We start from the raw sequence: 19939 nt of genomic DNA, 5'->3' as shown, positions 1-19939 counted from the left end.
AAGCTCCGCAGCATTTGGGCTCTTACCCTCGTTTATAAAATCCGTGATCAAATTTAGCATAAAATAGTTCGAGCCGTAGGGATGCTGATTGTAGGGCGGATCAAAATACGCGACGTCAAGCTGCGAAAAGCGCTCGCGTGCACTCTGTGCAAAGCGCGCGGCATCCTCTTGAAAGACCGCGCTTTCGCAGGCGAAGCTTGAAAGCACGGGCAGACGCAGGGAAATTTCGCCCATTATGCGAGCTAGCGCGTTTTCGCCGCTGCCGCCGAACTTGCCCACGCCCGCTTTGTCTTTGTAAAAGCCCTTAAAAACGCCGCCCGTGTTTGAGTGGATGCTCGCCTCGCTAAGTAGCGGCGCGGTGAAAAAATCGCGAAATTCTTGCGGGATTTTACCGATCTGCTCGCAAAGCCCGTCCAAAATTAGGGCGTTTCGGCGCGTGTAAAAAGCGCGCTCGCCCGCCTTGATATCCCGGTCGTCCTTCGGCGCGTACAGCTCGCTAAAAAAGCTCTCCTTCGGCGTAAAATTTCTTAAAATTTCGGCGTGTAGCTCGCTCAAATCTCGCCACAGCTCGTCGCTGAAATTTGAAAGATAGCAGGAGTTTATCGCGCGCGAGTAGCCCTCCAGATCGTTTGCGATCACAAGGTTTGAGTGTGCTTTAGCCAGTCGCGCTACGATGCCGCTGCCGCTAAAGACGTCCGCGAAGCTGATCTTGTCCCGCCCAAGCTCCGCCTTAATCTCGCAGATCGCCCGCTCGATCGGCGCTAGCAGCGAGCGCTTGTTGCCCAGATAGCTGATGAGCTGCTCGCTTAAAAACTCCCTCTTTTCGCCGCTAGCCATCTAAGCTCTCGCCCCTACGTAGTTTTCGTAAAATTCCCACGTCTTACCCGATCCTATCGCCTCTAAAATGAGCGGCTTAGCCTCCGCAGGGCTTGACACGACATCGGCGCAGTATAGCGCAAACATCGCGTTTAGCACGACGATGTCAAATTTCGGTCCGCCAAGCTCGCCTTTTAAAATTTGCTTTAAAGTTTCGGCATTAGCCTTGCCGTCGCCACCTTCTATATCGCCGTGAAATGCTCGCGCAAAGCCAAACTGCTCTGGATTTACGCGGTATTCTAAAATTTTGCCGTCCTTGACCTCGTGGATTAGCGTCTCGTCGCACAGACTGATCTCATCCATGCCGTCCATGCCGTGTACCACCAGAGCGTGCTTGCGCCCCAAAATCATAAGCGTTTCGGCGATGAGTCCGTTTACTTCCTCCAGATAATTGCCCACGATCTGATTGCTTAGGCTTAAATTCGGATTTAGAAGCGGCCCCATTATATTAAAGACGGTGCCTATTTTTAGGCGATTGCGAACCTCTTTGACCTCGGCAGTGATTTTGTGAAAAAACGGCGCGTGAAAAAACGCTAGCCCGGTGCGATCTAGCAGCGCTCTGATCTGCGCCAGATCGCTAAGTAGCGGCACACCCAGAGCGTCTAGCGCATCGGAACTGCCCGATCTGCTGGTAATCGCGCGGTTGCCGTGCTTGGCGACGCGCACGCCGAAGCTTGCCGCGATAAATGCCACGGTCGTGGAGATATTGATCGTCTTTAGCCTATCGCCGCCGGTGCCTACGATGTCAAACATCGGGCTCGGATCGTCGTAGGTGATCGAGTATTTTAAGATACTGCGCACGAGCGCCGTAAGGCTGCTTGGGTAGAGCGATTTTTCGCTGATGAGCACGAGCAGCCCCGCAAGCTGCACGATGTCGTAATCCTGCTCGTAAAGCGCCTTGCAAATGACCGCATAATCGTTGCTATCTAGCGGGAAGCCCTTTTGTAGCTTCAACATAAACGGGGCGAAATTTACCACGAGTTTCTCCTTTAAAATTATCTTTTTGCCGTAATTGATGAAATTTTCGATGATCTTTTTGCCGTATTGAGTAAAAAAGCTCTCGGGATGAAATTGAATGCCAAAAACCGGCTTATTTCGGTGCTTCATCGCCATTATAATGCCGTCATTTTCGCTCTTTGCTAAAATTTCAAACTCGCGCGGCAGCGTAGCTTCGTCCACATAAAGCGAGTGGTAGCGCATCACTTCAAATTTACGCGGTAGCCCGCTAAAAAGCACGCCATCTGCGTAAATTTCGATCGCCGAGCTCTTGCCGTGTAGCGGCACCTCTAGCTGCTTTATCTCCGCGCCCGCCGCGTATCCGATCGCCTGATGCCCAAGGCACACGCCCAAAATCGGCACGTCCAAATCCGCGCGCAAAATATCCAGGCAGACGCCGCTATCTTTTGGGTGATTTGGCCCGGGGCTTAGGATTATGTGCGACGGGGCAAGCTCGCGCACCTGCTGCAGCGTTATCTCATCGTTGCGGAAGTAGCGCACCTCCTCCTCGCTTAGCTCCAAAATGTATTGATAAATATTAAAAACGAAGCTGTCGTAATTATCTATCATTAAAATCAAAATTTTATCCTTTTTTAGGGCGTTTACGCCTCTTTAAAATTCTAAATAGTTTAAATTTAACCGCTTTGCGGCGGCTAAATTTAGCGCCGTTTTAGCGCCGCTGCGGGCTAAATTTAAAATTCCGCTCGCGGGGCTGCGGCATTACTACATCAGCTGCGACGTTACGCTGCTTTGCAGCCGATATGTATCTCGGCTTTGCGGCGCCGAATGAAGCTCGCCGTTGAATTTAACATCCTAGCAGCGATACGCTTTAAATTTAGCCGAATCAAACTCGCACAGAAAAGCGGTGCGCCCGGCTAGCTAAATTTAAAGCGTCTAAGCTTCCTCGCATAGCTCCTCTATCGCCTTGAGCGGGCTTTTGCGCTTTTTGCAGATCTCTGCGTATTCGCTCTTTGGCGAGCTGTCGTAAACGATACCTGCTCCCGCTCCGATAAATACGAGATTACTTAGCCCTTCGCAGCCGAAATTCTCCGCGCTAAATTTGGCAGCCTCAAACCGCATCGCGCGGCTAAAGCTCGGCTCGCTTTCTAAATTTAGCGCCGCGCCGCCTACGCGAGCTTTTAAATTTAATGTCGCCTCGCACCCACCTGCGCGCGGCTTTAAATTTTGCGCCTCGCCACTACTCTTTTGCGCTACGAAATCGCAAATCTCCGTCGCTTCGGACTTCTCCTCGCCGCAAACAGAGTCTAAATTTAAGTTGGAATTTCGCTTAAAATCCTCGTCCGAGCAGGAATCTTGCGCGTCGCGATTTACGAAGATCGCCGAGCGAATCAAGATCGCCTGCATCACGTCGCCGCTAAAGCGCCAAAATCCGATCCCGCCGCCGTAGATGCCGCGCTCGTAGCGCTCCAGCTCGTTTATGATCTGCATCGCGCGGATCTTCGGGCTGCCGCTTAGCGTGCCCGCAGGGAAGATCGTGCTAAGCACCTCAAACGCGCTTACCCCGCGCGGCTTACTGCCGTAAACCTCGCTTACGATGTGCATCACGCTTTCGTAGCGCACGATGTGCATCGCGTTTTGCACCCGCACCGAGGCGGGCGCGGCGAATTTGCCGATGTCGTTGCGAGCTAGATCAATCAGCATCCGATGCTCCGCAAGCTCCTTTTCGTCGCTTAAAAGCTCGCGCTCGAGCGCCGCGTCCGCTTCGGCATTCGCGCCTCTGCTGCGTGTGCCCGCGATGGGAGCGACGAAAATTTCGTCCTTTTTGATCTCCATGATCAGCTCGGGGCTGGAGCCCGCGACGCAACCGTACGGCGTCGGGAAGTGAAACATATAGGGACTCGGATTGTTCTTTTTGAGTCGCTCGTAAAACTCCAAGCTGCCCAGATTCGTGCCGACTTCTAAAATTTCGCCCAGCACGACCTGAAACACGTCGCCGCTTTTTATCTTTTCTTTTGCAGCCTCGACCATCGCGCTAAAATGCGACTCCTCGGCGCCCAGATCGGTTAAAATTTTAAATTTAAGCTCTTTTTTCTTAGGCTCCGGCTCAGACGCGCCTTGCGATTTTGAGCCGCTTTTTATCGCGGCGTCCGCTTTTGCGGCACTCTGCGGCGTGCCTGCTGCTTCGGCGGATTGCTGCGAAGCCTGCGGGCTTAGCCCGCGCAGGCTTTCGTAAATTTGGGCATCTTTGCCGTAAAAATCGTAAATTTTGCTGATTTTATCGTAATGCAGGTAGTTTGCGGCGTCGGCGTAAAAAAACGGCGGGAAGTCATAAAGCACCTGCTTCGGCGAGCCGATATTTTCAAACGCGCGCACGATGTCGTAGCCCAAAACGCCGAAAAGTCCCGCAAAGCTCGCGTTTTTAAACTCGCTCGCGCCCTCTTTTGCGCTCTTCACCTCATCAAATTTAAGCCTCAAAGCCTCAAAACTCATCTTAAATCCGTCGAAGTAATCGCAATCGATGCCGATGATGACCTGAGCGTCGTCCTCTGCGAGGTAGCTTTGCGGATGCGTCTTTAAAATTTCGCGGTAGTAAAACAGCGGCTCTTCTAAAAGCATTTTCGTCCTTGGAATTTTTAGCGCCATTATACGCTGCTTAGCTTAAATTTGAGCGGGCGGCGCGAGCTTAAGCGGGCTTGAATACAAGCAAAATTTTAGTAAAATTAGCAAATTTTAAGGAGAGCGTATGAAAATTTTATTTTCCCCAAGCGAGATGAAAAGCGAGCAAAGCGGCGGCACGCGCATTTGCGAGCAAAATTTCATCTTTGCAGATCTTTACGAAAAGCGCCTGCAGATGCTGCGCGCCTACGCGGATTTTGTGGATAAAGCAAGCGAGGCGGAGCTTTGCAAGCTTTTCGGGCTGAAAAAATGGGATGCCTCTTTGCGCGAAAATATCTTTGAAAAAGGCTGCGCGAAGGCGCTTTTGCGCTACACGGGCACCGCGTATCGCGCCCTAGGCTACGCGTCGCTAGGCCCCGGCGCGCAGGAGTTTGCGGAGCGAAACACGATAATTTTTTCAAACCTTTTCGGCCCCGTGCTGGGTGGCGACGCGCTGCCGAACTACAAACTCAAGCAGGGCGAAAAATTCGGCGGCATAGACGCGGCAAAATTTTATCGCGATAGCTTCTCCGCCGCGCTGGATCGGTATCTGGCAGATGAGTGCATCGTGGATCTGCGCGCGGGATTTTACGAAAAATTTTATGAGATGAAGCGCGACTATTTGAGTTTTAGTTTCATCAAAGGCGGCAAGGTACTGAGCCACTACGCCAAGGCCTGGCGTGGCAAGGTGCTACGCGAAATCACACAGGCTCGCGCTTGCAGCGAGGCTGAGGTGCTTGCGCTGCGATTGAGCGGCGCTTCCGTGCTCGAGATCAAACAGATCGGGCTAAAAAAGGAGATCGTGCTGGAAATTTCATAAAGCGCGAAAACCGCTCGGAGAAATTTACGATCAAGTTTGCGGATTTAATGCGGATTTTTGCGTAAAATTTAGCTCGGAAAATTTGTCGCGAGTCCAAATCCCGCCCTATCCAAAGCAATTCTGCCCGGAGAAATTTGCAGGCGGAATTTTGGCGTGAGGATTTTGCGGCGACTTTTTTAGTCTTTTTGCACTCTTTTGGCTAGCTTTAGGCGGGCTTTTGGCGGCGAAATTTTACCGTAAGGATTTTTCAGAGCAAAATTTACGCTCTTTGCGTTTGCCCACTCCGCATAAAATTTTACGCCGATCTTGTCGTGACTTTGCACCGGTTTTGCGGCAATTTTCAGAATATAGAGCGCGGAAATTTTGCCGCAAAATTTTGTCTAAATTTTTACTGTGCGGAATTTTGCCGTATGAAATTTCGCCGCGATAGAATCCTGTCGAAAATTTAATCGCGGCAAAAAATACTGCGTTGCGATTAAAACGTGAAATTTTATCTAAAATTTACGCTAAACCGCCGCAGTCTGGGCGCAGAATTTTAAAATCCGCTGCCAAGCCGCAATACGAACAAACGCAGGCGGGCTGATTTGCATAAAATTTCAAGCCGAAATTCCACACCTTAAAATCCCGTAAATTTTAAAATTTTGCAAATCGCGCGCTGAAATTTCGAGCTAAAATCTCGCCTGCAAACTTTCAAGCCAAGCCGACTCCAGATAAAATTTCAAATCAAAATTTGGGGCATAAATTTCAAGCTGAAATTCTACAATCAAAATCCCTCGCCTAGAAATCTCACAAATCCCCGCTCTCAAAGCCAAAATTCCACAAATTTATCAAGCTTTAAATTTTAAAGCTATAAACTTCTCTTCAAATTTCAAGGATCAAAATGTTAGAACTCCCCTTTATCGGCGCCGTCGTGGGCTTCATATCGGGCTTTTTCGGTATCGGCGGCGGTACGGTTGTAATGCCCGTGATGATGGCTCTGGGATACGACGTCAAGACCGCCGCGGGCATCTCAGTGATGCAGATGTTCATCGTCTCGCTTTTCGGCTCATATCTGAACTACCGCGCGGGCAGACTCCGCCTAGATAGCGGTATCGCGGTGGGGCTCGGAGGGCTGTGCGGCGCGAGCATATCGGGCTTCATCGTAAAATACTCGCCAGAAATCGTGCTTGAGATCGGTCTTTTGCTGACGCTTGCGATCTCATTTCTTAAACTCTTTAGCACGAACGTAACAAGCGGCGGCAACGCCGATCCCCACGGCGCGGTGCTGTTTTTCATCGGCTTTGCTATCGGCGCGATCGCGCTTAGCATGGGCGTGGGCGGCGCGGTATTTCTAACGCCCGTATTGGTCGGATTTTTGGGCGTCGATATCAAAAGAGCGGTCTGTATGGGGCTATTTTTTATCGTTTTCGGCTCATTTAGCGCGCTTTTGAGCCTTTCGTACAACGGCCATGTGGATTACGAACGCGGCGCGCTGCTAGCCGTGGGCGGGCTTTTGGGCGTATATTTCGGCACCTCTCAGGCTCGCCGTGCAAAGCGCGAAACGCAGAAAAAATGGCTGCTCGTCCTTTATGTCGTGCTATTTGCGCTGGCGCTAAAAAAGGTGCTGCAGTAGCGCTCGCTGTAGTAGCGCTGCAGCGATTGCCGCGCTATAGTTTTGCCTTGCCTCGGTTTTGCTACAAGCGCGGTTTAAGCATTCGCGCTGTTTTGCTACGCCACCCTTTTGCGTCTCATAGTTTTTTGCTTTGCCGTCCTCTTACACTGCGCGCGTTTGATCGCCGTTTTGCGGCGGCGCGTAAAACGTCGCGTTTCGTCGCGCAAGTAAAATTTTAAAATGAAATTTCAAAAAGTGCGAGCAAATTTTAAAAGCGGAATTTTAACTGACCGCGTTAAAATAGCGAAGTCGCACATCTTTCGTCCTATGGAAGTTAGATGGCGAAATAAAATTTACAAATTTTAAAAGGACTTGGATTGACGAACTTGATTTTAGCTGGGCTAGGCGGCTGTGTAGGCGCGATGGCGCGAGTAGGCCTAAGTGGAGCGATCGCGCGTGCAATGGATCGCGCCGGATTTTGGAGTGCGTTTCCGATCGCTACTTTTTGCGTGAATGCGCTGGGAAGCCTGCTGATAGGGTTTTTGCTCGCACTAAATTTAACGCAGAGCGTGCGGGTATTTTTTATCGCAGGCGCGCTGGGCGGCTTTACGACATTTTCTACGTTCAGCTACGATACGCTGCAATTATTGCTGGCGCGAGAATTTGCTATAGGCATGCTAAACGCGGTCTTAAGCGTATGCTTTTGTATGCTGTTTTGCTACGCTGGGCTGCTCGCGGGCAGAGCGCTTGCAGGCTAGCCGTGGAGCACGTGAGCTTTAAATTTAAATCGCCTCTAGCCTGCGTTTTTAAATCAAAATTTATTGAAAGTGCCTGCGCTACGGAATTTTATCGCGCGCATGTGCTGCAAAATTTGCGAGCGATGGGCACAATACGATATGCCGTGCAGTTTTGCGAAAGGGCGCGCAGCAAGTAGTTTCGCAAAGTGCAATATCAAGCAGGAATTATAAGGCGAGCAAATCGTAAGACGAGCGAAAAGTAAAGCGAGCGAGAGGGATTGTAGCTAAATAATGGTGCTCGGCGTCGGGCAGGCTGGCAAAATCCAGATAAATTTGAAATTTGCGTGCATTCTCTGCGTATCTTGTTTGCCGCAGCTTTGTGAAATTTCGCTATCTTGCGCCTAGTTATTGCGACGCCCTAAAAATTTCGCTGTCTTGGCGCGGATAAAATAAACCTAAGCCGCGCGATAAATTTTAAAAGCTCCGCGGGCAAATTTTAAAGCTTGAAGCTTAGAATTTTAAAATTCTCACGTAAATTTTAGAAGTTAAATTAAAGCGCGCCGAAATCACGATCTTATGTGTCAAATCCTGCAGCGCTATCTTAGATTTATCGCAAGCGACTGTGAGCCCTCTTAATTTCATTTCTGCAAATTTCATTGACCTGTTCGCCCTCGCTATTTCGCAAGATAACCTCGTAGTCCGTGATTTCACGACCTTTGTTATACCCCTCGATATATCTGAATCTCGATAAAACTATTTTAAATGATTCCACATCGTCTAAAGTATACTTAATGATTCCACATCGTCTAAAGTATACTTATCGCCGAGCTTTACGTAGTTAAAATTCCTACTAGTAAGCGTATGAAAATTATTAAATTTTTGCTTTAAATTTAGCGTATAAATTGCCGTGGATGCAGCGCCGTTATCGCAGCTATTGATTTCGCTCTCATCAAAGGCAAGCGCGAGGCAAATTTCATCTCCGCAGATAACCTTGATATCCTTGGCGCGGCTGTTTATACGGATGGTCTGTCGCCACCCATCGCCCTCTATCTCAAAGACGTTGCGAGCGAGCTTTTTGGCTATTTCATCTCCGACATAGCCTCTGGCTTCTGGTTTATCAGCCCAACCAAGCGCAGAGTAGTTCGGTTTTTGCGGAAAATCCGCAAGCGGAGTTTGAAGCTCGCTTATGGCATTTAAATTTTCCTCGGTGCCTTGCGGAGCTGCAAAAGATGTGCCCCTCATAGAGTGTAGATTAAAGAAACCGATAAATTTTCTGACAACTTTATATGCAGTTTGAGAAAATATCTTGGCTTCATTTTCAAAAAGCGAAATATCGTAGATGCCGTATCTGTAATACCCAAGCTCTCTTTTTACCCAATCTAAATCCGGCGAGCGGTCGATCTCGTCGTATCCATAGTAGAGCTCCGGCATATCTTTCTGCAGCAAAAAGTCGTCGCTATCGCTGTCCTCATACCTAAGCCAGACCCCAAAATCGTCCTTAATGTATAGATAATCAAACTTCGCACCTCCTGCGAATTTTTTCTCGCCTAGCCAAAATACGGGTCTTTTGTCTAATGGCGGCAGAGCGGCGACTGGGGGCAAATTTTGTAGCTCTTTTTCAAATTTTTCATCGATATAATCGCAAGCGCTAGTGGGCATACTAGGATCGCAACCCTCGGGCGTATCGGATGAAAAAAGCAAATTTAAAATCACAAATATATACAGCACAAAAAGTACGCATGCAACGCTCACGACCAAGGCGGTAATTTTTAAAATTTTTATAAAAGTTTTCATGTCCAAATTTTACCTCGTTGCACCTAAAAAGCATAAAATTTTGCTTTAAATTTGAAATCCTCCGCGTATTGTCTGTACGCTTCGCCTATTGCTTCGCTAAGGCTTTTTAGTAGTTCGCCTTTTTGTTTAGTAATATGACTTCGTAGTCTACAGGCTCGCACTCTAACCCGCATTTCTCTCGGCGGCGGTTTATGCGGCGCGCTAAATTTTAACTTCGTTCGCGCACTTTATCCGCGCCCTAGTCTAAATTTAAAATTTCAAATCCGCGGCGAAATTTCATTCCATAGCGAAATTTCACGCCTTAAACCAGAGCGGCTCCGTCGCGGAATTTAGCGAGCGCGCCTTAGTAAAATCCGCCGAAGCTCTGTGAAGCTCCACACGAAATTTCAGGGCATAACGGCAAAGCGTCGCGGCTAGCGATGAGTACGGCGCAGCGGCAAGGATAAATCTCAACGCCTTAGGTGCGAGCAAATTTAAAGAGGCATGCGCAAAATTTAATCTCTAGCAGCGGGCTAAATTTCATGACTCGCGCGCCCGCACCCTATCAAATTTAAAATTTCAGATCCGCAGCGAAATTTCACGACATGACGGCAAAACGTCGCGGGCCGGCGATGAGTACGGCGCGACCGCGCCCTTTCGCCGCTATCAGCACTTGACGTTTTTTGCCTTGCTATCTTGCATCGCGCGGAAAAATTCTGCCTTGCTTAGCGGGACTTCGTCAGGATGGGCGCTTCTGAAATGGCGCAGGTAGCCCTCATAATCGCCCAGCCCGATGAGCGGCGCAAGCGCGGCATCCGCGCGCGCCAAAAACCTCGCCACCGCCTTCGGGGCTGCGAGCGGATTAAATTTAAACTTTTTCATAAACGCCCCTATCTATGTGCTCGCTTTCTGCCAGTTTGAAATACCCCTCATTCGCGCCGCCCTTTGAAATTTTAAGGCACATCCTTATCGTTTGGGCGATGACTATGATCGTAACGACGACGAAAAGAGCACATAGCACGGCGTCGATGACGTTATTTCTGATGATAGCCTGCGCCTTTTCGATCGCCGCAGGATCGCTTAGGCTAGCGAGCTTGGCGGCGGTGTTTTGCGCGATAGCCACGTGGCTTACCGCGTCGTGCACGCGCTCGCCGTTAGCCGGCATCAGCTTCAAGATCGCCGCATAAAGCGTGGTTATAAGCACCCAGATCGCAGGAGCGATCGTAACGAAGGCGTATTTTTGCTTGCCCATTTTAAAAAGCACCACCGTCGCAAGCAGCAGCGCGATACCCGCGAGCATCTGATTGGACGCGCCGAAAAGCGGCCACAACGTGTAAATTCCGCCCATAGGATCGGTAACGCCGCTGTAGAGCAGATAGCCCCAGCCCGCCACGCAGATCAGCGTCGCGATGATGCCGTAGAGGGAATTTTTGGTATCGGAAAACGGCTTATAGACGTTGCCTAAAATTTCTTGCACCATAAAGCGCCCCGTGCGCGTGCCCGCATCGACCGCGGTCAGAATAAACAGCGCTTCAAACAAGATCGCAAAATGGTACCAAAACGCCATCAGCTCCTTGCCGCCGATGATCTGATGCAGCAGCATCGTTAGCCCCATCGCAAAGGTAGGAGCGCCGCCCGTGCGGCTCATCATCGTGGTTTCGCCGACGTTTGAAGCCAAGGCGCCGATCTGCTCGGGCGTAATGCTAAATCCGATAGAGTTTATATACGCCGCGGCGCTTACCGCGTCTTTGCCCAGCACCGCAGCGGGCGAGTTGATAGCGAAGTATTCGCCCGGGCTTAGGATGCACGCCGCTACGAGCGCCATTACGCCCACGAGACTCTCCATAAGCATCGAGCCGTAGCCGATGAAAAGAGTGTGGGTTTCGCGCTCCACCATCTTCGGCGTCGTGCCGCTGGAGATCAGCGCATGAAAGCCAGAGATCGCGCCGCATGCGATAGTGATAAACAAAAACGGAAATATCGGACCTGCAAAAACGGGACCCGTGCCGTCGATAAATTTCGTCGTAGCGGGCATTTTAAGCTCGGGTGCGACAAAGATTATCGCGACCGCCATGCCGATGATGACGCCAAGCTTAAGAAAGGTGCTTAGATAATCGCGCGGCGCAAGCAGCAGCCACACTGGCAAAATCGCCGCTACAAAGCCGTAGCCGATCGTAAGAAGCGCGAGTGTCTCGCCCTTTAGCGAAAAGACGTCGTGCCAGTACGGATCGATCGAGACGTAATGTCCGCCCCAAAGTGCAAGCATCAACAAAACAAAGCCGATGATCGATGCCTCGCTGACCTTGCCCGGGCGCAAGAACCTCATATAAATTCCCATAAATACGGCGATCGGTATCGTCATCGCGATCGTAAAAAGCCCCCACGGCGAGTTCGCAAGCGCCTTTACGACGACCATCGCCAAGATCGCCACGATGATCAGCATTATGAAAAAAATCCCGATCATCGCGATGCCGCCGGTGAGCTTGCCCATCTCATCTTTGATCATCTCGCCTAGGCTCTTGTCGCCGCGTCGCGTAGATAGCACGAGCACGATGAAATCATGCACCGCGCCTGCGAGCACGACGCCTACCAAAAGCCAAATAGTGCCGGGCAAATAGCCCATCTGTGCGGCTACCACGGGGCCTACGAGCGGTCCGGCGCCAGCGATAGCGGCGAAATGGTGGCCGAAAAGGACGTATTTGTTCGTAGGGACGTAATCGCGTCCGTCGTTTCGGATCACCGCAGGAGTTGCGCGGCGATCGTTCAGCTCAAAGACGCGATACGCGATAAAGCGCCCGTAGAAGGTGTATCCGATCAGATAGATGCACGCGCTGGCCACTACAAGCCAGACGGCGCTGATGCTCTCGCCTTTATTTAGCGCAAGTACGCCGAAACACCACGCCCCTATGACGGCAACCGCCGCCCAAAGGATCTTTTGCCAAAATTTCATGCTCACTCCTTAAAGCTTAGCGAGCGGCTTTGGCGCAATTCGTCGTTTAACAAAACGGCTTGCGGCTTTAAAGCTGGGCTCGTTAAATAAAATTTAGTGCGTATTTTATCGGCGTTTTTATAATTTAAAGCTGAATCGCGAAATTAAAAAGAGCTCTTTCGGCGTTTAAATTTAACACCTAAATTTTGAATTTCAAATTTAAATAGGCGGCTTGACGGCGCGCGAAATTTTAATATTTAATCGTCCAAATTTAACTCCGCAGCTCTTAGCCGTTACGGAATTTATCGCGGTTTAAGAAATCAAGCGATAAAATCCCATGATAACGATTTTAATTTCTTAACAAAGATCGCGAATACTTTTAGGAGGAAATTTATGCTGGATCAGGTGTGCTGCTACGCACTTTTGCGCGCTGATATCAAAAGCTATGCAAGCTTCAAAAATAATTGCGCCAGCCGCGAGAATTTCATAAATCCCATATGCATAAATTCCCGACGCCGCTTAAATTTTAAAATCCGCCGCGACGAAATCTGCGCGTATAGTTCGCCTGGTGGGCTATGAGCTTTAAATTTTATCTCTTTCTAATCGCAGCTTTTATATTGCTTGCTTTAGTGGCCGTAAGTAGCGGTGGGGCGAGCATTTCGCTGGGCGATGTCGCGAAATTTTTCACCTTCGGCGAGATAGACGAAACCAAGGAGCTAATTCTAACGCAAATGCGCCTGCCGCGCCTCGTGCTTGGAATTTTAATAGGCGCGCTGCTGGCAACCTCGGGAGTGGTGGTGCAAAGCGTATTTTTAAACCCGCTTGCGGACCCTTACATCATCGGCATCGCCTCGGCAGCGACTTTCGGCGCGGTCATAGCTTACCTGCTGGGGCTTAGCGACGTTTTTTACGGAATTTTTGCATTTTTGGCCGCCAGCGGGCTTTCGCTCGTGATCTTTAAGCTCGCGGCTCACACCCGCTCGATCTCTACTCTGCTGATCGTAGGCATCGCCGTATCGTCGTTTTTGGGCGCATTTACATCCTTCGCGGTCTATCTAATCGGAGAGGATAGCTTTAGGATTACGGCGTGGATGATGGGCTATCTAGGCGGAGCAAACTGGCAAAAGATCGCGCTTTTGCTGCCGCCGCTGCTGTTTTGCATGGCGTATTTTTATGCGAAGCGCCACGAGCTAAATATCATCTTAAACGGCGACGAGGAGGCGAAGTCGCTGGGGCTCAACGTCGAGAAGTCCAAAAAGAGCCTACTCATCGTCTCCTCGCTCATCATCGGCTTTTCGGTCGCATTTACGGGGATGATAGGCTTCGTGGGGCTCATCATTCCGCACACGCTTCGAATGGCGCTTCATACGGCGAGCAACGCCGTGCTGATCCCCGCTAGCGCGCTTACCGGCGGAGTTTTTTTGGTCTTTTGCGACGTAATCGCTAAAAACGCCCTCTCGCCGGTAGAAATTCCGATCGGCGTGGTGACCTCCTTTTTCGGCGCACCATTTTTTCTATACCTCGCGTTTAGGAAGCATGCATGAAAATTTCGGCGCTAAACTTCAGCTACGGCAAGCGGGCAATCTTGCGAGGCATAGAGTTAAATTTAAAGCGGGGGAAATTTTACGGAATTTTGGGTCCTAACGGCTGCGGCAAGAGCACTTTGCTAAAAAATATATTGCAAATTTTAACGCCCGCAAGCGGGATCATCGAAATAAACGGCAAAAAAGCAAGCGAATATAGCCTCAAAGAGCTTGCCGCACTCATCGGCTTCGTGCCGCAAAAAACAGCCCTCGCAGCCGCGCTAAACGTGAATGAAATTTTACTTGCGGGCAGATTTTGCCGCCTAAAAAGTGCATTTAGCGGCTACGATGCCAGCGACCGCGACAAGGTAGAGCGAATCGCCGAGCTTTTGGATGTGAAGAGATTTTTAAATCGCAGCGCGTTTGAGCTAAGCGGCGGCGAGTTCGGGCGCGTGCTGCTTGCCAGAGCGCTCGTAAGCGAGCCTGAAATTTTACTGCTCGATGAGCCCACGGGCGCGCTTGATATAAACTACGCAATCGAGGCGATGAGGATCTGCGAAAATTTAACCAAAACGCTAAATTTAACGAGCGTCATCGTGCTGCACGATCTAAATTTAGCCTCGCTATTTTGCGATGAAATTTTGATGCTAAAAGACGGCGCAGTGAGGTATCGCGGTAGCGCGAGCGAGCTTTTTACACCGCAGATCATAAAAGAAATTTACGGCTTTGACGCCCTGATAGTCGAAAATTTGGGAACCAAATTTATCTTACCGCAAAAGGAGAAAATGTGAAAAAAATTCTTATAGCTTTGCTTTCGGCGGGTTTTGCGCTCGCCAAAGGCCTGGTAGTGCTTGACCCCGCCGCAGTCGAGATCATCTACGCTTTGGGAGCACAGGATCAGATCGCTGCGATCTCAACTACCTCGATGAGCAAGATCCGCCCGGAGGCAGAAACCGCAAAACTGCCTAGCGTAGGCACCTACGTCAAGCCGAATATGGAAAAGATCGTCGAACTTAAGCCCGATCTGGTCATCACGAGCTTTCACTCCGCAGGCGTTAGCGAGAATCTGCAAAAGCTAGGGCTTAAGAGCCTTGCGATGGATGCAAACTCCACCGCAGATATCTGCAAAAACGTAAAAACCATCGCGACTATCGTAAAAAAAGAGAGCGAGGCGGATAAAATTTGCGCGCGGATGGATGGAATTTTTGCAGACAAACCCGCTCTTCGCGGCAAAAAAGTAGCGCTATTTTTCGGCTCAAACGCCACTATGGCCTTTAACGACAAAACCCTAGTAGGCGATATCTTCGCTCGCCTAGGCGCCAAAAATATCGCAGACGGCCTAAAAGGCAGCACGCCTTCGGTATCTGCCGAATACATCCTCGAGCAAAATCCCGATATAATCGTCGTCGTGGGCGGCGAGACGGAGGATTTTTTAAAGGCAAATCCGATCCTTAAAAATACCAAAGCCGTAAAATCGGGCAAAATTTTAAAAGCTCCGACGCTCATCTTGCGGGGCAGCCCGCAGATCGGCGAGACGGTGGATGAAATTTACGCGGAGGCAACGAAATAGATGTTTAAAGAACGCATTAAATCCCACCATCGCTCCAAGCTTTTCGAGAGCGTTTCCGCGAGCGAAAACGAGCTGTTCGACGCGCTGGAGCAGCCCGCGAAAGACAGCGATTGCGTAATCTATCTGCATGTTCCATTTTGCGACAACATCTGCTCGTTTTGTTCGATGATGCGCTCCAAACTCGGCGACGAGCTGGATGAATACGCTAAATTTTTGATCCGCCAGATCAAAGACTACGGCGAGATGCCCTATTTCGATACCAAAAGCGTTAAAAGCATCTACTTCGGCGGCGGCACGCCGAGCGTATTTAGCGAAGCTCACTTCGAAAAGGTTCTGGGCGCGCTGCATAAAAATTTTAAGATCGCGGACGACTGCGAGATCAGCATAGAGACCACGCTACATAATCTAGATACGCAAAAAGCGCTCGCTCTGCAAAGCTTCGGCGTGAACCGCTTTAGTATAGGCGTGCAGACCTTCAGCAGACAGGGGCGCGCGCTTTTAAACCGCGTGCATAAGCCCTCTCGCGCGATCAAGCGACTGAAGGATCTTAGAGAAAAATTTGACGGCATGCTCTGCTGCGACATTATCTACAACTTCCCGGGCGAAAGCGTGGAGGAAGCACTAGAGGACGCGCGCTACGTAGATGAGCTAGGTCTAGATAGCGCCAGCTTTTACTCGCTAATGTTTTTCGATGGCTCGGAGCTATCCAAAAAGATCGACACCTCCTACTACGATCTGCCGACCGATAAGAAGCTGCACCACACTTTCGCAGAGGCGCTGCTTGGAAGCGGGAATTTCGAGGTTTTGGAGCTTACTAAACTTGCTCGCAAAGGTCGCGATAACTACGGCTACATCAAGCTAAGCCACAAGGGCACGGATATCCTGCCTATCGGCAACGGCGCGGGCGGACACATAGCGGGCTTCGGAATTTACGGCGTGTCGGGGCACAAGATGATCTCGCGCACCAATGAGCGCGAAAGCGCATACGGCGTGCTTTGCAGCCTCTTTCAGTATCCGATCGTAAATTTAAACGCGCTAAAAGACGGCCTAAGCGCGAGCGTTTATGACGAAGCGCTGCAGAAACTAAAGGAATTTGAGAGCTGGGGGCTTTTGGAGCTTAAGGATGGAAAATCAGTCTTAAACTTGGATGGAGTTTTTTGGGGCAATAATATTAACGAAGAGATAGCAAACATCATTAGAAAGGATTTTGTATGAAAAAAATCGTGCTTTACACCTCGCAAACGGGCAACACGAAAAAAGTGGGCGACGCGATCGCCGAACAACTAGGCTGCGAAAGCCTAAATTTCCGCGACTTTGAAGGCGAGGTCGATGACTACGACTTCATAGTCTTAGGCTTTTACGTCGATAAGGGAGAAGCCGAAGCGAAATTTATGCGCTTTTTACGCAAGATTCACGGCAAGAAGCTTGGCGTTTTTATGACTCTGGGCGCGGAGCCGGACGGCGAACACTCGCGCAAGTGCCTGGATACCTTTGAAGAGGGGCTTAAAGCAAACGGCAACGAGATTATAAGGGAGTTTGCCTGCCAGGGCGCGATCGATCCGAACCTGCTTGAGACGATGCGCAAAATGGCGGCCGGCGGCAACTCGCCCCACCCTATCACTCCCGAGCGACTTGCGCGCTGGGCGGAGGCTGCGAAGCACCCGGACGAGAAGGATTTGGCGGGCGCAAAAGCAGCATTTGCGGGGATAAAGTAAAATTTAAAGCAAGTCGTGCAAACCGCTGCGCGGTGAAACAAAACCAAATAAAATTTCACACCACTTCACGCGCGATTTGGAATTTTATCTTTTACTAAATTTGGACGATAAATTTCATTCATACAAGCAAATCTGTCGCGCAGACGGCGCGGATGAACTTGTTCCCTTTATAAATTCTGCGCGAAATTCTAGTTCTCATTTTAGCGAATTTTCGGTTATCTTGCAGCGAGTAAGAAATCAGCATATCTTTCCTTTAAAATTTTGCTTATTTTAGCCAAAATAAAAAGATCTGTAAAATTACATTGCATGCTGCGTTTGCGCCTCTTCGACGATACAGCCAGTAGATGGAAGGGCACTACTAATGCAAGCGATAAAAGGGCGGGCTAAATTTAATAAAATTTCTACCGAAGGAGGGATTATAAAAAACACGGCATTCATCACGGGCGCTATAAGCGCCGCCGTCATCCAATACACTGCCCGCCATTTTGCGACGGCCTGAGCGCAAAAATCCGCTTCTGCGAGCAACCGGCCTGCGAGTGCCGCGGTCGCGATCATCGGCTATCGCCCGTCGCCGCCAATCTCTCCGCCGCCTTGCCGCAGGATCAGCTCAAACCGAACCGCTAAATTTTAAATTCCATAAAAGTCTCATCGCACATAAATTTTAATTCGGAAAATGCGTAAAATTTAGGTAAAATTCCACCCAAACGCTTTGACGGTCAAAATTTAAAGGGGCGAAAATGACGAATTTCGAGTACGCTAGTCGCATTAACGAGGCTGCGGGGCTAGATTTAAGCTTAGATTGCAAAGAGATCGATCTGCAGGATAAGCTTTACGGGCTTTTTCAGTGCTTTATGCCTGACGGCGCGGGCGCGCGGACGGTGTTTGCGCCGCTACAAAACGGCACCGAGCTGCAAGCGCGCATAATGCCGATCTACGCAGTCACGGCGCAGCAAACGCGAGAGGCGTTCGATCAGGGCATGGCGCCCGGGTATTTTTGCCCACCGCAGGATCCGAAATTTGGTGGCGAAGCGCTTAAGAGCCTAGCTTTAGCGCACGTTCGAAATTTAAAAATTTTCGCCGAATTTCTAGGCAAGAACGAGCTTTTAGAGATGCTTGAGCAGATAAAATCCGCTCGCGTGCAGGAAAGTTTTGATTTTGCGCATAGTAAAGACGAGCTTGCGGACGCCGTCTATGAGGCGATCACGGAGTGGATGATAGATTCGCCGAAATTCGATGCAAAGCTATGGGTGCTCGGCGAGGCGTACTATTCGATTAACTGCGACTATCTGCTATCGGCGTACTTGCAGTATCCAAACTACGCGCAAAGGCCGCAGGAGGACTTTTTGAAGCCCTACTTCGAGCTGTATCTAGCAGGGCGACAAATCGCGTTTGAACGCGGCAAGATCGTGGTTTTCACTCGCTAAATTTACGCAGGCAAGGAAGCGAATGAGCGCCCACGAGCGACTAAAATTTGAGCCTTTCAAAAAAAAGGAAGCGAGCGACGTCCACGAACGGCTAAAATTTAAGTTCAGCAAGTATGGGCACAAACGCTTATCGCATATCCAAAAAAACCTGCGTCGTAATCAAGCAATCTAGCAGGTTGTCTACATTGCGTCAAATCGCTTAAAATATTTCTGCTTTGCGTAGTCGCCGTTTTCAGCACCTTACTGGAGCAAAATCTCCGCACATCGTTGATGTTTGGATAATTGAATTTCTTCCATCACTCTGCTGCCCTCACTTTGTATGAGGTACCCAAATAATTTACTTGTGCTAACGCTTGCTAGTTAGAATTCATCTAAATTTTAAAGAGGAATTTTGACGCAGAATTTTATGAAATTTCGCTGCTGCAAATCTCACAATCGATAAAATTCTATCGATTTACGCTCTTAAATTTGCTCAAATCGCCGCCTGTTTTATAAAATTCTTCAGCATCGATCATAGTGCCGTCGGGCAGCTTACAAACGGTGTAATCCACGCCGTTGCCGTCTTTGCGGACGATTAGCTCGCCGCCGTTTTTGATACAAAAATCCCCAGCAGCGCTAGCCTCTGCGCTCACCGAAGCGAAAGCGCCCACCGCAAGCGCTACTGCAAACAATCTCTTAAAACTCATTTAAATCCTTTCGTTTAATTTTGCCTGTTTTTAGGGTTAAGCTTAAATTTAGGCGCCAGATACGCTAAGCGGCCTGCGCCTACATAAATAAACCGCCGACCCTCCTCGAACACCGATAATAGCGTTTTAAATGTTAAATCCTACCTAATAAATCCCAGCAGCGCCAAGTCCGCTCGCCGCTGCAAAATCAAAGCCATCAGACTTCATCCAATGCAAAATTTAACATCATAAAATTTTGCCTTCAATAAAATTCTAGCAGCGAAATCCAAGCCGCATCAAAGCTATTTCTGCCGTAAAATACCGGCTATAAAAGCGAGGACTATGGCAAATACCAGCTTAGCGGCAAGGCAAGCACGGATCCTAGACAATCTCGTCTATAGGCACGAGCCGCGTTCAAACCCCCTAAATTTAACCGCCGCTAACCGTTTTTGCGCGCAAACTCGCTCATAAAGAAGGTCAGTTTTTCTACGTCTTCATAGTTTATCGCGTTGTAGATCGAGGCGCGGATGCCGCCTAGGACGCGGTGTCCTTTAAGTCCGATCATCCCCTCTGCCTCCGCCTGCGCGACGAAGATGGGCTCAAGCGCGGCGTCCGCGATATTAAAGCTCACGTTCATTAGGCTGCGGCTATCCTTTTGCGCGTGACCGCGGTAGAAGCGGCCGCTGGCATCGATCGCGCCATAA

The 19939-nt window shown here is 49.7% G+C and carries 21 protein-coding genes and 1 pseudogene; 10 read left to right on the top strand and 12 right to left on the bottom strand.

Features of this window, described 5'->3' with window-relative positions; translation table 11 throughout:
• The 3 genes from Q0605_RS06090 to Q0605_RS06080 all read right to left on the bottom strand — a co-directional run.
• Nucleotides 1–837 (bottom strand): DNA adenine methylase (locus tag Q0605_RS06090; protein WP_298705143.1); only part of this gene is annotated, 837 nt, incomplete at its 3' end.
• The gene (gene trpD / locus Q0605_RS06085) at nucleotides 838–2451 is read right to left on the bottom strand and encodes an anthranilate phosphoribosyltransferase (protein WP_298705141.1); all 1614 of its coding nucleotides are present in this window, start codon (nucleotides 2449–2451) and stop codon (nucleotides 838–840) included.
• A gap of 315 nt (nucleotides 2452–2766) precedes the next feature.
• On the bottom strand, nucleotides 2767–4449 hold the full coding sequence (locus tag Q0605_RS06080) for an anthranilate synthase component I family protein (RefSeq protein ID WP_298705139.1): 1683 nt from the start codon (nucleotides 4447–4449) through the stop codon (nucleotides 2767–2769).
• Between the two features lie 127 nt (nucleotides 4450–4576).
• Here Q0605_RS06080 and yaaA point away from each other — a divergent pair, with 127 nt between their 5' ends.
• On the top strand, nucleotides 4577–5308 hold the full coding sequence (gene yaaA / locus Q0605_RS06075) for a peroxide stress protein YaaA (protein ID WP_298705137.1): 732 nt from the start codon (nucleotides 4577–4579) through the stop codon (nucleotides 5306–5308).
• A gap of 176 nt (nucleotides 5309–5484) precedes the next feature.
• Here the strand turns inward: yaaA and Q0605_RS06070 are convergent, their stop codons facing one another.
• Nucleotides 5485–5631 (bottom strand): hypothetical protein, encoded by a 147-nt coding sequence (locus Q0605_RS06070; RefSeq protein WP_298705135.1) that lies wholly within the window; start codon nucleotides 5629–5631, stop codon nucleotides 5485–5487.
• 557 nt (nucleotides 5632–6188) lie between these two features.
• On the opposite strand from Q0605_RS06070, the gene Q0605_RS06065 reads away from it, so the two are divergent.
• Together Q0605_RS06065 and Q0605_RS06060 are read left to right on the top strand one after the other, a co-directional pair.
• Nucleotides 6189–6920, top strand: a complete 732-nt coding sequence (locus tag Q0605_RS06065) for a sulfite exporter TauE/SafE family protein (protein WP_298705133.1) — start codon at nucleotides 6189–6191, stop codon at nucleotides 6918–6920.
• Nucleotides 6921–7276: 356 nt separating this feature from the next.
• The gene (locus Q0605_RS06060; protein WP_298705131.1) at nucleotides 7277–7657 is read left to right on the top strand and encodes a CrcB family protein; all 381 of its coding nucleotides are present in this window, start codon (nucleotides 7277–7279) and stop codon (nucleotides 7655–7657) included.
• 586 nt (nucleotides 7658–8243) lie between these two features.
• Here the strand turns inward: Q0605_RS06060 and Q0605_RS06055 are convergent.
• The 5 genes from Q0605_RS06055 to Q0605_RS06035 all read right to left on the bottom strand — a co-directional run bounded on the left by Q0605_RS06055 (nucleotide 8244) and on the right by Q0605_RS06035 (nucleotide 12359).
• On the bottom strand, nucleotides 8244–8408 hold the full coding sequence (locus Q0605_RS06055) for a hypothetical protein (RefSeq protein ID WP_298705128.1): 165 nt from the start codon (nucleotides 8406–8408) through the stop codon (nucleotides 8244–8246).
• Nucleotides 8409–8413: 5 nt separating this feature from the next.
• Nucleotides 8414–9430: a hypothetical protein gene (locus Q0605_RS06050; protein WP_298705126.1), complete on the bottom strand. Its 1017-nt coding sequence runs from the start codon at nucleotides 9428–9430 to the stop codon at nucleotides 8414–8416.
• A gap of 294 nt (nucleotides 9431–9724) precedes the next feature.
• Nucleotides 9725–9883, bottom strand: a complete 159-nt coding sequence (locus Q0605_RS06045) for a hypothetical protein (protein WP_298705125.1) — start codon at nucleotides 9881–9883, stop codon at nucleotides 9725–9727.
• A 192-nt stretch (nucleotides 9884–10075) separates the two neighbouring features.
• Nucleotides 10076–10291, bottom strand: coding sequence for a KCU-star family selenoprotein (kcuS, locus tag Q0605_RS06040; protein ID WP_298705123.1), 216 nt, complete (start codon nucleotides 10289–10291; stop codon nucleotides 10076–10078).
• Entirely contained in the window at nucleotides 10278–12359 is a 2082-nt protein-coding gene (locus Q0605_RS06035) for a carbon starvation CstA family protein (RefSeq protein WP_298705121.1), read from the bottom strand. The genes kcuS and Q0605_RS06035 overlap by 14 nt, the downstream gene beginning before the upstream one ends.
• Nucleotides 12360–12913: 554 nt before the next feature.
• On the opposite strand from Q0605_RS06035, the gene Q0605_RS06030 reads away from it, so the two are divergent.
• From Q0605_RS06030 to Q0605_RS06010, 5 genes are read left to right on the top strand one after another with little or no spacing between them, the layout of a single operon-like run.
• Nucleotides 12914–13882: an iron ABC transporter permease gene (locus tag Q0605_RS06030; RefSeq protein WP_298705120.1), complete on the top strand. Its 969-nt coding sequence runs from the start codon at nucleotides 12914–12916 to the stop codon at nucleotides 13880–13882.
• Nucleotides 13879–14652 carry an ABC transporter ATP-binding protein gene (locus Q0605_RS06025; RefSeq protein ID WP_298705118.1) on the top strand — a complete coding sequence of 258 codons (774 nt, stop codon included), beginning with the start codon at nucleotides 13879–13881 and terminating at the stop codon, nucleotides 14650–14652. Before Q0605_RS06030 ends, Q0605_RS06025 begins: the two co-directional genes overlap by 4 nt.
• Complete coding sequence (locus Q0605_RS06020) at nucleotides 14649–15431, top strand: ABC transporter substrate-binding protein (protein ID WP_298705117.1); 783 nt, start codon at nucleotides 14649–14651, stop codon at nucleotides 15429–15431. Before Q0605_RS06025 ends, Q0605_RS06020 begins: the two co-directional genes overlap by 4 nt.
• Complete coding sequence (locus Q0605_RS06015; RefSeq protein ID WP_298705115.1) at nucleotides 15432–16646, top strand: radical SAM protein; 1215 nt, start codon at nucleotides 15432–15434, stop codon at nucleotides 16644–16646.
• Nucleotides 16643–17146 carry a flavodoxin family protein gene (locus tag Q0605_RS06010; RefSeq protein ID WP_298705113.1) on the top strand — a complete coding sequence of 168 codons (504 nt, stop codon included), beginning with the start codon at nucleotides 16643–16645 and terminating at the stop codon, nucleotides 17144–17146. Before Q0605_RS06015 ends, Q0605_RS06010 begins: the two co-directional genes overlap by 4 nt.
• Nucleotides 17147–17264: 118 nt before the next feature.
• Here Q0605_RS06010 and Q0605_RS06005 read toward each other — a convergent pair whose 3' ends face one another.
• On the bottom strand, nucleotides 17265–17390 hold the full coding sequence (locus Q0605_RS06005) for a hypothetical protein (protein ID WP_298705111.1): 126 nt from the start codon (nucleotides 17388–17390) through the stop codon (nucleotides 17265–17267).
• A 117-nt stretch (nucleotides 17391–17507) separates the two neighbouring features.
• Here Q0605_RS06005 and Q0605_RS06000 point away from each other — a divergent pair, with 117 nt between their 5' ends.
• Both Q0605_RS06000 and Q0605_RS05995 read left to right on the top strand, forming a co-directional pair.
• Nucleotides 17508–17645 (top strand): hypothetical protein, encoded by a 138-nt coding sequence (locus Q0605_RS06000; RefSeq protein WP_298705109.1) that lies wholly within the window; start codon nucleotides 17508–17510, stop codon nucleotides 17643–17645.
• Between the two features lie 238 nt (nucleotides 17646–17883).
• Complete coding sequence (locus tag Q0605_RS05995) at nucleotides 17884–18570, top strand: hypothetical protein (protein WP_298705107.1); 687 nt, start codon at nucleotides 17884–17886, stop codon at nucleotides 18568–18570.
• 446 nt (nucleotides 18571–19016) lie between these two features.
• On the opposite strand, the gene Q0605_RS05990 is transcribed toward Q0605_RS05995, so the two are convergent.
• Both Q0605_RS05990 and Q0605_RS05985 read right to left on the bottom strand, forming a co-directional pair.
• Entirely contained in the window at nucleotides 19017–19256 is a 240-nt protein-coding gene (locus Q0605_RS05990; protein ID WP_298705105.1) for a DUF333 domain-containing protein, read from the bottom strand.
• 418 nt (nucleotides 19257–19674) lie between these two features.
• Nucleotides 19675–19939: pseudogene (locus tag Q0605_RS05985) on the bottom strand (3-phosphoserine/phosphohydroxythreonine transaminase); the annotation flags it as partial.

The sequence above is a fragment of the uncultured Campylobacter sp. genome (assembly GCF_938017705.1).
Lineage (GTDB): Bacteria > Campylobacterota > Campylobacteria > Campylobacterales > Campylobacteraceae > Campylobacter_B.
The sequence above is the reverse complement of the archived record's forward strand: the minus strand, read 5'-3'. Positions and strand labels throughout refer to the sequence as shown.